Here is a 14,620-nt window from a genome sequence, read left to right as displayed (position 1 = left end):
AACAAGCGTGCCATACGGCTAAACCCTAGATCCCGTCGGCTGCCTGTCGGCGGCCTTTCGCTGCGCCGCACCGTAACCGTGAGCGGCTGCGCGGCGTGAGTGCAGCGGCGGCACCGAGCCAGTGCCGGGCGGCCGTCAGACGCCCGGCACGGCCGCCGCGAAAAACGCACGACCGGTCACTTGTTCAAAAGTGACGGACATGTCGGAAAAGGGAAAGAAAGCGTCTGAATTCATCAATCGGCTGAAAATCCGAACGACAAGAATAGAGCCGTCGGCAGCCGCTGCGGCGGAACGCCCAAACGCCGTGCGAAGGGCCTTCGGGCCTGCCACCGGCGCTCCCTCAAAATTCAGTGACGAGACGCCTTATGTCGAACGCCAATCCCTTCTTCTCGCAATCGCTCGCCGAGCGCGACGCGTCCGTGCGCGGCGCGATCCTCAAGGAACTCGAACGCCAGCAGTCGCAGGTCGAGCTGATCGCGTCGGAGAACATCGTGTCGCGCGCGGTGCTCGACGCGCAGGGCTCGGTGCTGACGAACAAGTATGCGGAAGGCTATCCGGGCAAGCGCTACTACGGCGGCTGCGAATTCGCCGACGAAGTGGAGGCGCTCGCGATCGATCGCGTGAAGCAGATCTTCAGCGCCGGCTACGCGAACGTGCAGCCGCATTCCGGCGCGCAGGCGAACGGCTCGGTGATGCTCGCGCTCGCGAAGCCGGGCGACACGGTGCTCGGGATGTCGCTCGACGCGGGCGGGCACCTCACGCACGGCGCGAAGCCGGCGCTGTCCGGCAAGTGGTTCAACGCGCTCCAGTACGGCGTGAGCCGCGACACGATGCTGATCGATTACGACCAGGTCGAGGAACTCGCGCAGCGGCACAAGCCGAGCCTCATCATCGCAGGCTTCTCCGCGTATCCGCGCAAGCTCGATTTCGCACGCTTTCGCGCGATCGCCGATTCGGTCGGCGCGAAGCTGATGGTCGACATGGCGCACATCGCCGGCGTGATCGCCGCGGGCCGCCATGCGAACCCGGTCGAGCACGCGCACGTCGTCACGTCGACCACGCACAAGACGCTGCGCGGCCCGCGCGGCGGCTTCGTGCTGACGAACGACGAGGAGATCGCGAAGAAGATCAACTCGGCGGTGTTCCCCGGCCTGCAGGGCGGCCCGCTGATGCACGTGATCGCCGGCAAGGCGGTTGCGTTCGGCGAGGCGCTGCACGCGGACTTCATGACCTACATCGACCACGTGCTCGCGAACGCGCAGGCGCTCGGCGACGTGCTGAAGGCGGGCGGCGTCGACCTCGTGACGGGCGGCACCGACAACCATCTGCTGCTCGTCGATCTGCGGCCGAAGGGCCTGAAGGGCGCGCAGGTCGAGCAGGCGCTCGAGCGCGCGGGCATCACGTGCAACAAGAACGGCATCCCGTTCGATACCGAGAAGCCGACGATCACGTCGGGCATTCGCCTCGGCACGCCGGCGGGCACGACGCGCGGCTTCGGCGTCGCGGAGTTCCGCGAGGTCGGCCGCCTGATTCTCGACGTGTTTGACGCGCTGCGCGCGAACCCGGAAGGCGATCACGCGACCGAACAGCGCGTGCGCCGCGAGATCTTCGCGCTCTGCGAGCGCTTCCCGATCTACTGACCCACGCGCCGACAAGACTGGAGAATCCATGAGCACGCTGCACCAGGACAGCATCGTCATCGATGGCCTGAACATTTCGAAGTTCGAACGCTCGGTGTTCGAAGACATGCGCAAGGGCGGCGTGACGGCCGCGAACTGCACGGTATCCGTGTGGGAGAACTTCACGAAGACGGTCGACAACATCGCGCTGATGAAAAAGCAGATTCGCGACAACGGCGAACTGCTGACGCTCGTGCGCACGACGGGCGACATCCTCCGCGCGAAGAAGGACGGCAAGACGGGCGTGATCCTCGGCTTCCAGAACGCGCACGCGTTCGAGGACAACCTGGGCTACGTCGAGGCGTTCGCCGACATGGGCGTGCGCGTCGTGCAGCTTTGCTACAACACGCAGAACCTCGTCGGCACCGGCTGCTACGAGCGCGACGGCGGGCTGTCGGATTTCGGCCGGGAGGTGATCACGGAGATGAACCGCGTCGGGATCATGGTCGATCTGTCGCACGTCGGCGGCAATACGTCGTCGGAGGCGATCGCGTTCTCGAAGAAGCCCGTCTGCTATTCGCACTGCCTGCCGTCGGGACTGAAGGAGCATCCGCGCAACAAGAGCGACGCGCAGTTGAAGGAGATCGCCGATGCGGGCGGCTTCGTCGGCGTGACGATGTTCGCGCCGTTCCTGAAGCGCGGGATCGACGCGACGATCGACGACTACATCGAGGCGATCGGCTATGTCGTGAACCTGATCGGCGAGGACGCGGTCGGCATCGGCACCGATTTCACGCAGGGCTACAGCGTCGACTTCTTCGACTGGCTCACGCACGACAAGGGCCGCTACCGCCGGCTCACGAATTTCGGCAAGGTCGTGAATCCGGAAGGCATCCGAACGATCGGCGAGTTCCCGAACCTGACGGCCGCGATGGCGCGCGCCGGATGGAAGGAATCGCGCATCCGCAAGATCATGGGTGAGAACTGGGTGCGCGTGTTCAAGGAGGTCTGGGGCGCGTAGACGTCCGCATGCCACGCCCGCGCCGTTCGTTTTCAACCCGTTTTTCAGCCCGCTTTCAACCGATCCGATTCAGGACGCGCCCGCTCGACGAGCGTCGGCGCGCGGACGATGCCGCGCGTGCGCCAGGGCGCCGCGCGTTTTACCCCACGGAGTCACACGATGCAACCGCAACTGCCGATCGACGTCGATCCGAACACCGGCGTCTGGACCACCGACGCGCTGCCGATGCTGTACGTGCCGCGCCACTTCTTCACGAACAACCATACGGCAGTGGAAGAGGCGCTCGGCCGCGACGCCTACGCGGACATCCTTTATCAGGCCGGCTACAAGTCGGCGTACCACTGGTGCGACAAGGAGGCGAACCAGCACGGGATCGCCGGGATGGCGGTGTTCGAGCACTACCTGAAGCGCCTGTCGCAGCGCGGCTGGGGGCTGTTCTCGATCGTCGACGCCGATCCGGCCGCCGCGCGCGCGAGGATCGAGCTGCGCCATTCGTCGTTCGTGCTCGCGCAGCCGGGCAAGGCGGGCAAGCTCTGCTACATGTTCGCGGGCTGGTTCGCGGGCGCGATGGACTGGGTCAACGACGCGACGCCGGAAGGCCGCGGCGCGCCGCGCGCGCGGTCGACGGAAGTGCAGTGTGCGGCCGAGGGCCACGACCATTGCGTCTTCGAAGTGTCGCCGATCGCCCGCTGATTCGCCGACACGGAACCCCACCCGCAACACGAGACATTCGAACGCCAGAGGTCGCCTGCGATGCGCTATCCCAATCTGTTCAAACCCTTGACGCTGAACCAGCTCACGCTGCGCAACCGGATCGTCAGCACCGCGCATGCGGAGGTGTACGCGGAGCCGGGCGGCCTGCCGGGCGACCGCTACATCCGCTATTACGAAGAGAAGGCGAAGGGCGGCGTCGGCCTCGCGGTGTGCGGCGGCTCGAGCCCCGTGTCGATCGACAGCCCGCAGGGCTGGTGGAAATCGGTGAACCTGTCGATCGACAGGATCGTCGATCCGCTCGCGCGGCTCGCCGAGGCGATGCATCGGCACGGCGCGAAGATCATGATCCAGGCGACCCACATGGGCCGCCGCTCGGCGTTCCACGGCGAGCACTGGCCGCACCTGATGTCGCCGTCGGGTGTGCGCGAGCCGGTGCACCGCGGCAACGCGAAGATCATCGAGGTCGAGGAAATCCGCCGGATCATCGGCGATTTCGCGGCGGCCGCGAAGCGCGTGAAGGATGCGGGGATGGACGGCATCGAGATCTCGGCCGCGCACCAGCATCTGATCGACCAGTTCTGGAGCCCGCGCACGAACTTTCGCGCCGACGAATGGGGCGGCAGCCTCGAGAACCGGCTGCGCTTCGGCGTCGAAGTGCTGAAGGCGGTGCGCGAGGCGGTCGGCCGCGATTTCTGCGTCGGCCTGCGGATGTGCGGCGACGAATTCCACGAGGACGGCCTTGATCACGAGCAACTGAAGGAGATCGCGCAGGCGATGGCCGAGACGGGCTTGATCGATTACCTCGGCGTGATCGGCTCGGGCGCGGACACGCACAACACGCTCGCGAACTGCATGCCGCCGATGGCGCTGCCGCCCGAGCCGTTCGTGCATCTCGCGGCGGGCATCAAGTCGGTCGTGAAGATTCCGGTGATGCACGCGCAGAGCATCCGTGACGCGGGCCAGGCCGAGCGCCTGCTCGCGAGCGGGATGGTCGACCTCGTCGGCATGACGCGCGCGCAGATCGCCGATCCGCACATGGTGATCAAGATCCGCGACGGCCGCGAGGACGAGATCAAGCAGTGCGTCGGCGCGAACTACTGCATCGACCGCCAGTACAACGGCCTCGACGTGCTGTGCGTGCAGAACGCGGCGACGTCGCGCGAGGCGACGATGCCGCACGTGATCGGGAAGTCGCGCGGGCCGAAGCGCAAGGTCGTCGTGGTCGGCGCGGGGCCCGCGGGGCTGGAGGCCGCGCGCGTCGCGCGTTCGCGCGGCCACGACGTCGTGCTGTTCGAGAAGAACCACGAAGTCGGCGGGCAGATCATGCTCGCGGCGAAAGCGCCGCAGCGCGAGCAGATGGCGGGCATCGTGCGCTGGTTCGACATGGAGACGAAGCGGCTCGGCGTCGACCGGCGGCTCGGTGTCGAGGCGGACGAGAAGACGATCCTGGCCGAGCGGCCGGACATCATCGTGCTCGCCACGGGCGGGCGCAGCTTCACCGATCAGGTGCCGGGCTGGGGCGTCGCCGACGCGCTCGCGGTCAGCTCGTGGGACATCCTGTCGGGCCGCGTCGAGCCGGGAAAGAACGTGCTCGTCTACGACGGCGTCAGCACGCATGCGGGCGCGGGCGTCGCGGACTTCATCGCGAGCCGCGGCTCGAACGTCGAGATCGTCACGCCGGACGTGAAGGTGGCCGACGACTGCGGCGGCACGACGTTCCCGATCTTCTATCGCCGGCTTTACGCGCAGGGCGTGATCCACACGCCGAACCACTGGCTCGATCGCGTCTATGAAGAGGACGGCAAGAAGATCGCGGTGCTGCGCAACGAATACACGGAGGAGCAGGAGGAGCGCGCGGTCGATCAGGTCGTGATCGAGAACGGCATCACGCCGAACGACTCGCTGTACTGGAAGCTGAAGCCCGAATCGGTCAATCGCGGCCAGATCGACGTGCACAGGCTGTTCGCCGCCGAGCCGCAGCCGTGCCTTTCCGAGGCGCTCGGCAACGGCCGCTTCCTGCTGTTTCGCGTCGGCGACTGCATCTCGATGCACAACATCCACGGCGCGATTTATGACGCGCTGCGTCTCGTGAAGGATTTCTGACGATGAAGCCGGCCATCCTGATTACCGCGTTGCTGTGGCTGTCGGTCGCGGGCCTCGCGTTCGCGGTCGCGAAGCGTTCGTCGTATTGGCGGCTCGGCCGCGCCACCGCGCCCGGCGCGTTCGGGCTCACGAATCTGTTTGCGATTCCGAAGCGTTACTTCGTCGATCTGCACCACGTCGTCGCGCGCGATCCGTATATCGCGAAGACGCACGTCGCGACGGCGGGCGGCGCGCTCGCCGCGCTCGCGCTCGTGTTCGTCAACTACGGGCTCGCGATCTATTCGCCGTGGCTCGACAAGCTGATCTTGCTCGCGGCGCTCACGATGTTCGCCGGCGCGGTGTTCGTCTGGCGTCGCCGTCATGCGAGGGACGTGCCCGCGCGGCTGTCGCGCGGGCCGTGGAATACGCTGCCGTGGCTGCTCGGCGCGTTCGCGCTCGGCTTCGTGCTGTTCATGCTCGTGCCGGCGGCCGCGATGTCGGGCGCGTTCGCGGCGTTCTGCGCGGCGCTGATCGGTGCCGGCGCGTTCGCGATGACGGTCGGCGCGGCGAAGGGCGGGCCGATGAAGCACGCGATCGCGGGCTTGCTGCATCTCGCGTTCCATCCGCGCCAGGAGCGCTTCGCGACGACGCGCGACGCATACACCGGAAACGGCGACGCGACGCCGCCGACCGCGCTGAAGCCGTCCGACGTCGAGCACGACGAGTACGGCGTCGCGAGGCCGGCCGAATTCCGCTGGAACCAGTTGCTGAGCTTCGACGCGTGCGTGCAGTGCGGCAAGTGCGAAGCCGCTTGCCCCGCGTTCGCGTCGGGCCAGCCGCTCAATCCGAAGAAGCTGATCCAGGATCTCGTCGTCGGGATGGCGGGCGGCACCGACGCCGCGTATGCCGGCAGCCCGACGCCCGGCATTGCCGTCGGCAAGCACGGCGGCGATCCGCAGCGGCCGATCGTGTCGTCGCTGATCGAGGCCGACACGCTGTGGTCGTGCACGACGTGCCGCGCGTGCGTGCAGGAGTGCCCGATGCTGATCGAGCACGTCGACGCGATCGTCGACATGCGCCGCAACCAGACGCTCGTGCACGGCGCGGTGCCCGGCAAGGGCGCGGAGGTGCTCGCGAACCTGCGCGAGACGGGCACGATGGGCGGCTACGACATGGCCGCGCGCTACGACTGGTCGGTCGACCTGAGCGCGCCCGTCGCGCAGCCGGGGCGTCCCGTCGACGTGCTGATCGTCGCCGGCGAAGGCGCGTTCGACATGCGCTACCAGCGCACGCTGCGCGCGCTCGTGAAGGTGCTGGATCATGCGGGCGTCGATTACGCGGTGCTCGGCCGAGCGGAAACGGACACGGGCGACGTCGCGCGCCGGCTCGGCGACGAGGCGACGTTCCAGCAGATGGGCAAGCGCCTGATCGGCACGCTCGGCGCGCTGTCGTTCAAGCAGATCGTGACGGCCGATCCGCACGTGATGCACAGCCTGCGCAACGAATACCGCGCGCTCGGCGGCCGCTACGAAGTCAAGCATCACACGACGTTCGTCGCCGAGCTCGTCGCGGCCGGCAGGATCAAGCCGCAGGCGGCCGACGCGCTGCGCGAGAAGCGCATCACCTATCACGACCCTTGCTATCTCGGCCGCTACAACGGCGAGACGGAAGCGCCGCGCAAGCTCCTGAAGACGATCGGCATCCAGATCGTCGAGATGGAGCGCAACGGCATGCGCGGCCGCTGCTGCGGCGGCGGCGGCGGCGCGCCGCTCACCGACATCCCGGGCAAGCAGCGGATTCCCGACATCCGGATCGCCGACGCGCGCGCGGTGGGCGCGGACGTCGTCGCGGTCGGCTGCCCGAACTGCACCGCGATGCTCGAAGGCGTCGTCGGCCCGCGGCCCGACGTGCTCGACGTCGCCGAACTCGTCGCCGCTTCGCTGGAGTGAAACGATGACCACGCTCAAACGAATCGATCCGCGCCGGCCGTTCATCGTGACCGCGACGGGACTGAAACGCATCACGCTCGGCGAGACGGGCGGCGCGTCCGGCGGCGCCGCGCAATGGGCGCCGCGCGCGCACGGCGCGGCGGCCGCGAAGCCGGTGCGCGTCGTGCGGGAAGCTGCGCGCGTGTTTCTCGTCGCCGCGCACAGCGAGCGCGGCGCGCTCGACGACCATGCGCGCCAGACCCTCGCGGCCGCCGCGCTGCTCGCCGGCGCGCAGACCGAAGTCGCGCTCGTCGTGTTTGGAGAACTGAACGACGATGCGGGCGCGCTCGGCGCGGACACGCTGATCGTGCTGCGCGATTTCGACCGCCGCGCGTTCGCGCCCGAGCGCGAGCTCGACGCGCTGCGCGCGTGCGCGGCCGCGCTCTCGCCTCAGCACGTGTTTATCCCGGACAACGCGACGGGCGACGGCGATCTCGGCCGCCGTTACGCGGCGGCGGCGAACGCGAGCGTCGCGACGCACGTCGTCGAAATCGCGGCGGACCACGTCGGCGTGTACGTCGATGGGAAGCGCGGCTTCGCGACGCGCGCGCTGCCCGACGTCGTGCTGCTCGCGCCGAACGCGGTCGATCCGACGTTGCCGTTCGTCGGCGCGGCGCTCGAGCGCGCGCTCGACGCCTCCAGCGCCTTCGGCGCGCGCCCGAGCGCTTCGGGCGACTATCGCGACCTCGGCCTCGAGGAGATCGATGCCGCGCAGGTCGCGCTCGAGGAGGCGGACTTCATCGTGTCGGCCGGCAACGGCGTGACCGACGTCGCCGCGTTCGAGACGCTCGCGGCGGCGTTCGGCGCGGCGATCGGCGCGAGCCGCGTCGCGGTCGACAACGGCCACTTCACGCGCGACAAGCAGGTGGGCGCGACGGGCAAGACGGTCGACGCGAGCGTCTACATCGCGTTCGGGATCTCGGGCGCGGTCCAGCATCTGCAAGGGATCAGGGACTGCCGCCACGTGATCGCGGTGAATCTCGACGGCAGCGCGCCGATCGTCAAGCGCGCGAACCTGACGATCGTCGGCGACGCGCAGGCGACGATCGCGGCGCTGATCGAAGCGGTGAACGCGGCCCGCGCCGCGCAGCCGCGAGCGGGCGCCGTATCGAACGAGCGCGAATACATGGGAGCCGCCGCATGAACGCGAATCGCAAGCTGACCAGCATCGCGGTGCTGGTGTCGGTCGGACGCCATCCGGTGTCGGGTGCGCCGCGCTACAGCCGCAACGATGCGGCCGCGCTCGAGATCGGCCGCGCATTGGCCGCCGAGCACCGCGCCCGGCTCGACGTGATCCACGCGGGCGACGCGCGCAATCCGGCGCTCGCCGACTACCTCGCGCTCGGCGCGGCGAGCGTCGACGTGCTCGAGTGCGCGGACGGCGACGACGCGGCCGCCGCGCTCGCCGAGCGCGTGCGCGACCACGATCTCGTGCTGACGGGCACGCGCGCCGAAGGCGCCTACGACACGGGCATGCTGCCGTACCGCGTCGCGGCGGCGCTCGGCTGGCGGTTCGCCGGCGCGGCGGTCGACGTGAGGGTCGACGCTGCACGCGCGACGCTGCGGCAATTCCTGCCGAAAGGCGTTCGCAGGCGTGTCGACGCCGCGCTGCCCGCCGTCGTCGCCGTGCATCCGCTCGCGAATGCGCAGCCGCGCTACGCGTATGCGCGGCTGCGCGCGGGCGACGTGCGCGCGACGCGCGTCGCCACCCGCGCGGCGGCGGACGCCGGGCAATGGGCGACGCGCGCGGCCGAGCGCAAGCCGGTGAAGCTCGCGGCGGCCGACAAGCGCTCCGGACACGCGCGGATGCTGTCCGCGACGACGACCGAAAGCCGCGGCGGAAACGTCGTAATTGAAGGGAGTTCGGTCGAAAAAGCACAAGTGATCCTTGCGTATTTGCGCGAGCATCAGCTCATCGACTACTGAACGAAGCCTGTCGGCAACAACACCATGGATGCAAGGAATCCGGAGCAAACGATGAAAGTATCGGCAGACATCCGCGCGCTGGTGGCGCGCCGCAAGGCAGGCTACAGCCTCGAAGCCCCGTTCTATCTGAGCGACGAGATCTTTGCGCTCGACATGGACGCGATCTTTCGGCAGCACTGGATCCAGGTGGGCGTCGAGCCGGACGTGCCCGAGCCGGGCGATTACGTGACGGTGCAGCTCGGCGCCGATTCGATCCTGATCGTGCGCGACGACGACATGCAGGTTCGCGCGTTCCACAACGTCTGCCGCCATCGCGGCGCGCGCCTGTGCAACGAGGAAAAGGGATCGGTCGGCAACATCGTGTGCCCGTATCACAGCTGGACCTACAACCTGACGGGCCAGTTGATGTTCGCCGAGCACATGGGCGAGAAGTTCGACCGCTGCAAGCACAGCCTGAAGCCCGTTCATCTGCAGAATCTCGCGGGGCTGCTGTTCGTGTGCCTCGCCGACGAGCCGCCCGCCGATTTCGCGACGATGCGCGCCGCGATGGAGCCGTACCTGCTGCCGCACGATCTGCCGAACACGAAGATCGCCGCGCAGATCGACATCATCGAGAAAGGCAACTGGAAACTGACGATGGAGAACAATCGCGAGTGCTATCACTGCGTCGCGAACCATCCGGAGCTGACCATTTCGTTGTACGAATACGGCTTCGGCTATCAGCCGTCGCCCGCGAATGCCGATGGGATGGCCGCGTTCGAGCGTACCTGCACCGAGCGCGCCGCGCAGTGGGAAGCGCTGAATCTGCCGTCCGTCGAAGTGGAGCGCCTGACCGACGTGACGGGCTTTCGCACGCAGCGGCTGCCGCTCGACCGCAGCGGCGAATCGCAAACGCTCGACGCGAAGATCGCGTCGAAGAAGCTGCTCGGCGAATTTCGCCGCGCGGATCTCGGCGGCCTGTCGTTCTGGACACAGCCGAATTCGTGGCACCACTTCATGAGCGACCACATCGTCACGTTCTCGGTGATTCCGCTGTCGGCGGACGAAACGCTCGTGCGCACGAAATGGCTCGTTCACAAGGACGCGAAGGAAGGCGTCGACTACGACGTGAAGAACCTGACGGCTGTCTGGAACGCGACGAACGACCAGGATCGCGCGCTCGTCGAATTCTCGCAGCGCGGCGCGGCGAGCAGCGCATACGAGCCGGGCCCGTATTCTCCGTACACCGAAGGGCTCGTCGAGAAGTTCTGCGAGTGGTACGTCGGCCGGCTGGCCGCGCATATCGGCGCATAGCACGAAGACGGAGCGCAACAATGATGCGAGATGCCGCGAATTTCGAGCCGGCCGACAGCCGCGTGACGCGTTCCGCATTCTGGCAGGCGCTGCCGGAACGCTGGACGAGCGACGTCGAGGAGACGCTCGTCTGCTGCCACGTGCGGCAGGAAACGCACGATGTGAAGAGCTTTTTCTTTCGCTCGCCGCAGGGGCGCGCGTTCTCGTTCGAGCCGGGGCAGTTCATCACGCTCGAGCTCGACATCGGCGGCGAGACGATCAACCGCTGCTACACGATCTCGTCGTCGCCCGCGCGTCCGCACACGATTTCGATCACGGTCAAGCGCGTGCCGGGCGGCAAGGTGTCGAACTGGCTGCACGACAACCTGCAGCCGGGCGCGCCGCTGCGCGTGCTCGGCCCCGCGGGAGAATTCACGTGCGCGCGGCATCCGGCGCGCAAATACCTGTTTCTGTCCGCGGGCTCGGGCGTTACGCCGCTGATGTCGATGAGCCGCGCGCATCACGACCTCGCCGAGGATCGCGACATCGTGTTCGTCCATAGCGCGCGCACGCCGGACGACATCATCTTCGCGCGCGAACTCGATCTGATCGCGTCGACGCACACGAACTTCCGCACCGCATTCGTGTGCGAGCGGCTCGGCGCGCGCACGAACTGGCACGGCGTGACGGGCTTCCTGTCGCTGCCGCTCCTGAAGCTGATCGCGCCGGATTTCCCCGAGCGCGAGATCTTCACGTGCGGACCCGCGCCGTACATGAAAGCGGTGCGCGACATGCTCGCCGAAGCGGGATTCGATCGCGGCCGCTATCACGAAGAGAGCTTCTCGTTCGAGACGCCCGCGCAAAGCGAGCCCCGGACCGAAGCGCCGGCGGACGACGCCGCGAGCGACGCGCAGGTGCGCCAGTACACGGTCGCGTTCGCGAAGAGCAATCGCGAGATCGCATGCGGCGCGGACCAGCACGTGCTCGATGCCGCGCGCCGCGCGGGCGTGCGCCTGCCGGCGTCGTGCACGCAGGGGATGTGCGGCACCTGCAAGGTGAAGCTCGTGTCCGGTCAGGTCGACATGAAGCACAACGGCGGCATTCGTCAGCGCGAAATCGATCAGGGGATGGTGCTGCTCTGCTGCAGCAAGCCGCTGTCCGATCTCGTCGTCGACAAGTGAGCGCGTCGCCGCTGCGCAAGAACGTGTCGTAAAAGAACGATACCGGGGAATTGTGGTTGAAGAACCTAGAGAGGCCCCTTGCTTTCCGACAACCTCAAGGAGATCGATCATGAAATTCCTCACGAAACTCATGGGCTGCGGCGTGCTGTCGATGATGCTCGCCGCCGCCGCGCTGGCGCAGGCCGATACGAAGCCGACGCTGAAGATCGGCTACGTCGAAGGCTGGGACGACAGCGTCGCCACGTCGAACGTCGCCGCGCGCATCATCGAGACGAAGCTCGGCTACCCGGTGCAACTCGTGCCGGTCGCGGCGGGCGTGATGTGGCAGGGCGTCGCGCGCGGCGATCTCGACGCGACGCTGTCCGCGTGGCTGCCCGTCACGCAGGGCGCGTACTGGGATCAGTTCAAGACGAAGGTCGTCGATCTCGGCACCAATTTTCCCGATGCGAAGATCGGCCTCATCGTGCCGATCTATGTGAAGGCGAAGACGATCGCCGATCTCGACGCGCAGAAGAGCGACTTCGCCGGGCGCATCGTCGGCATCGACGCCGGCGCGGGCGTGATGCGCAAGACTGACGACGCGATCAAGGCATACGGCCTGAACTATTCGCTGATGCCGAGCTCGGGCAGCGCGATGACCGCCGAGCTCGCGCGCTCGATCCATGCGAACAAGGCTGTCGTCGTCACGGGCTGGGCGCCGCACTGGATGTTCGCGAAATGGAAGCTGCGCTTCCTCGACGATCCGAAGAAGGTGTACGGCGAGGCCGAGCACGTCGACAACGTCGCGAATCCGGCGCTCGAAACGAAGGCGAAGCCCGTCGTCGCGTTCCTGAAGAAGTTCCAGTGGAAGCCGGGCGAGATCGACGGCGTGATGCTCGCGATCCAGAACGGATCGAAGCCCGCGGCGGCGGCCGATGCATGGATCGCCGCACATGGCGATCGCGTCGGCGAATGGCTCGGCTCCGGGCAGTGACGACAAGCCCGCTCAGGCCCGTGTGAGGGGCTTGAGCGTGTGAATAAAAATTCGAAGGTATCCGAAACAATTGGAGAAAACTGCGGGTTTTCTGGCGGGATTTTCGATATTTTTTCGACTCGCACAACGTAGTGTTGTTAGAATGTACCCTTGTGCGGAGTCTTCAACGGAGGATTTTGGATGAGTCAAGCAGGACTGCGCGCGCGCAGCACCAGCGAGATCGAGGCAACCATCTCACATGAAGAAAGGGGCCACACGTTGCACCGTGGCCTCAGTTGGAAGGACGCATTTTGGGTAACGAGCGGCGTGCCGGCAGGCGTGCTGTTCACGATCGGCGGCGTATGCGCGACGGTCGGCCAGCCCGCGTGGGCGGTGTGGATCGCCGCAATCACGATGGGTCTGATTCAAAGCGCGACTTATGCGGAAATTTCCGGGCTATTTCCCCATAAATCGGGCGGCGCATCGGTGTACGGTGCGATCGGCTGGGTGCGATACGGCAAGTTGATCGCGCCCGTCTCGGTGTGGTGCAACTGGCTCGCGTGGTCGCCGATGCTCGCGCTCGGCTGCGGTCTCGCGGCAAGCTACGCGCTCACCAGCCTGTTCCCGGCGGACGCAGCGATCCTGCACTGGCAATGGACGCTCGCCGATCTCGGCTTCATCAAGTCCGGCCTGACCCTGCGGGTCAACGCCACCTTCGTGATCGCGACGATCCTGTTGCTGATCACGTTCAAGCTGCAGCACAGCGGTGCATCGAAGGCCGCACGCACGCAGCGCATTCTCGGCATCGCGTCGCTGACGCCGCTTCTCATCGTCGGCATCGTGCCGTTCGTCACGGGCGACGTGCCGATGTCGAATCTCCTGCCGCTCCTGCCGCTCGGCCACGATGCGCAAGGCAATCTCACCGCCGCCACGTTCGGTAGCTGGAACGGGCAGGGCGTCGTGATGGCGCTCGGCGCGATGTTCATGGCGGGCTGGGCGTCGTACGGCTTCGAAACGGCCGTCTGCTACACGCGCGAATTCCGTGATCCGCGCCGCGACACTGCGAAGGCGATCTTCTGGTCGGGTGCCCTCTGCCTGATCGTGATGACGCTCGTGCCGATGGCGTTCCAGGGCGCGCTCGGCACCGCGGCGATGCTCGATCCGCGCATCGGCGACGGCACGGGCGTCGCGGCCGCGATGGCGAGGATCGTCGGCGGCGGCGCCTGGGTTGCGAACGCGGTCGTCGTGATGCTGATGCTGTCGATCCTCCTGATCGTGATGACGTCGATGATGGGCTCGTCGCGCACGCTCTATCAGGCGTCGGTCGACGGCTGGCTGCCGAAGTACCTGTCGCACGTGAACGAGCACGGTGCGCCGACGCGCGCGATGTGGACCGATCTCGGCTTCAATCTCGTGCTGCTGCTGATGTCGGACTACATGACGGTGCTGTCGATCTCGAACGTCTGCTACATGTTGTTCGTCTTCCTGAATTTGCAGTCGGGCTGGATTCATCGAATGGACCGCGGGCAATGGCAGCGGCCGTTTCGTTGCCCGACATGGCTCGTCGTGCTCGGCTCGATCTGCGGCTACGCGAACCTCGTCTATGTCGGCGCGGGCGCGGATCTGCAGGGCGCAGGCACGCTGCGCAACGGGCTCATCGCGATGCTGCTGATCGTGCCGGTGTTCGTCTATCGCCACTACTGGCAGGATCGCGGCCGTTTCCCCGCGCAGATGCAGCGCGACATGGAGCTCGTCGTGCCGGCGCGCAGCGCGTGGCTGAACGTCGCGCCGTATGCGGCGCTCGCGGCCGCCGCGCTGACGATCGCGGCGTCGTATTACTTCGCCTGGCTGCGATAGCAGGCGTG

12 protein-coding genes are annotated in these 14,620 nt (G+C 67.2%); 11 read left to right on the top strand and 1 reads right to left on the bottom strand.

Annotated elements, in window-relative coordinates:
• Positions 1 to 135: 135 nt before the first annotated feature.
• Positions 136 to 330: a hypothetical protein gene (locus WS92_RS35760; protein ID WP_167359319.1), complete on the bottom strand. Its 195-nt coding sequence runs from the start codon at positions 328 to 330 to the stop codon at positions 136 to 138.
• A 35-nt stretch (positions 331 to 365) separates the two neighbouring features.
• Between WS92_RS35760 and WS92_RS11650 the strand changes: the two genes are divergently transcribed.
• The 11 genes from WS92_RS11650 (at position 366) to WS92_RS11600 (ending at position 14,612) form a co-directional block, all read left to right on the top strand.
• On the top strand, positions 366 to 1,640 hold the full coding sequence (locus tag WS92_RS11650) for a serine hydroxymethyltransferase (protein WP_059931577.1): 1,275 nt from the start codon (positions 366 to 368) through the stop codon (positions 1,638 to 1,640).
• A gap of 28 nt (positions 1,641 to 1,668) precedes the next feature.
• Positions 1,669 to 2,640 (top strand): dipeptidase, encoded by a 972-nt coding sequence (locus tag WS92_RS11645; protein ID WP_006027776.1) that lies wholly within the window; start codon positions 1,669 to 1,671, stop codon positions 2,638 to 2,640.
• Positions 2,641 to 2,799: 159 nt separating this feature from the next.
• Complete coding sequence (locus WS92_RS11640; protein WP_059931579.1) at positions 2,800 to 3,333, top strand: DUF5943 domain-containing protein; 534 nt, start codon at positions 2,800 to 2,802, stop codon at positions 3,331 to 3,333.
• Between the two features lie 60 nt (positions 3,334 to 3,393).
• On the top strand, positions 3,394 to 5,457 hold the full coding sequence (locus tag WS92_RS11635; protein WP_059931581.1) for an NADH:flavin oxidoreductase: 2,064 nt from the start codon (positions 3,394 to 3,396) through the stop codon (positions 5,455 to 5,457).
• Positions 5,458 to 5,459: 2 nt separating this feature from the next.
• Complete coding sequence (locus WS92_RS11630; RefSeq protein WP_059931583.1) at positions 5,460 to 7,385, top strand: (Fe-S)-binding protein; 1,926 nt, start codon at positions 5,460 to 5,462, stop codon at positions 7,383 to 7,385.
• A 4-nt stretch (positions 7,386 to 7,389) separates the two neighbouring features.
• Positions 7,390 to 8,568 (top strand): electron transfer flavoprotein subunit alpha/FixB family protein, encoded by a 1,179-nt coding sequence (locus WS92_RS11625; protein WP_059931585.1) that lies wholly within the window; start codon positions 7,390 to 7,392, stop codon positions 8,566 to 8,568.
• Positions 8,565 to 9,350: a drug:proton antiporter gene (locus tag WS92_RS11620; protein WP_059931587.1), complete on the top strand. Its 786-nt coding sequence runs from the start codon at positions 8,565 to 8,567 to the stop codon at positions 9,348 to 9,350. The genes WS92_RS11625 and WS92_RS11620 overlap by 4 nt, the downstream gene beginning before the upstream one ends.
• A gap of 24 nt (positions 9,351 to 9,374) precedes the next feature.
• Positions 9,375 to 10,643 carry an aromatic ring-hydroxylating oxygenase subunit alpha gene (locus tag WS92_RS11615; RefSeq protein WP_006027770.1) on the top strand — a complete coding sequence of 423 codons (1,269 nt, stop codon included), beginning with the start codon at positions 9,375 to 9,377 and terminating at the stop codon, positions 10,641 to 10,643.
• Between the two features lie 20 nt (positions 10,644 to 10,663).
• Positions 10,664 to 11,803, top strand: coding sequence for an FAD-binding oxidoreductase (locus WS92_RS11610; RefSeq protein ID WP_059931589.1), 1,140 nt, complete (start codon positions 10,664 to 10,666; stop codon positions 11,801 to 11,803).
• Between the two features lie 109 nt (positions 11,804 to 11,912).
• Positions 11,913 to 12,776: a glycine betaine ABC transporter substrate-binding protein gene (locus WS92_RS11605; RefSeq protein WP_059931591.1), complete on the top strand. Its 864-nt coding sequence runs from the start codon at positions 11,913 to 11,915 to the stop codon at positions 12,774 to 12,776.
• 180 nt (positions 12,777 to 12,956) lie between these two features.
• Positions 12,957 to 14,612, top strand: a complete 1,656-nt coding sequence (locus tag WS92_RS11600; protein ID WP_059931593.1) for a trimethylamine N-oxide permease — start codon at positions 12,957 to 12,959, stop codon at positions 14,610 to 14,612.
• Positions 14,613 to 14,620 lie beyond the last annotated feature (8 nt).

The organism is Burkholderia sp. MSMB1588 (assembly GCF_001546925.1).
Classification (GTDB): domain Bacteria; phylum Pseudomonadota; class Gammaproteobacteria; order Burkholderiales; family Burkholderiaceae; genus Burkholderia; species Burkholderia humptydooensis.
Note: the sequence above shows the minus strand (reverse complement) of the source record. Positions and strands in the feature narration are given on the sequence as shown.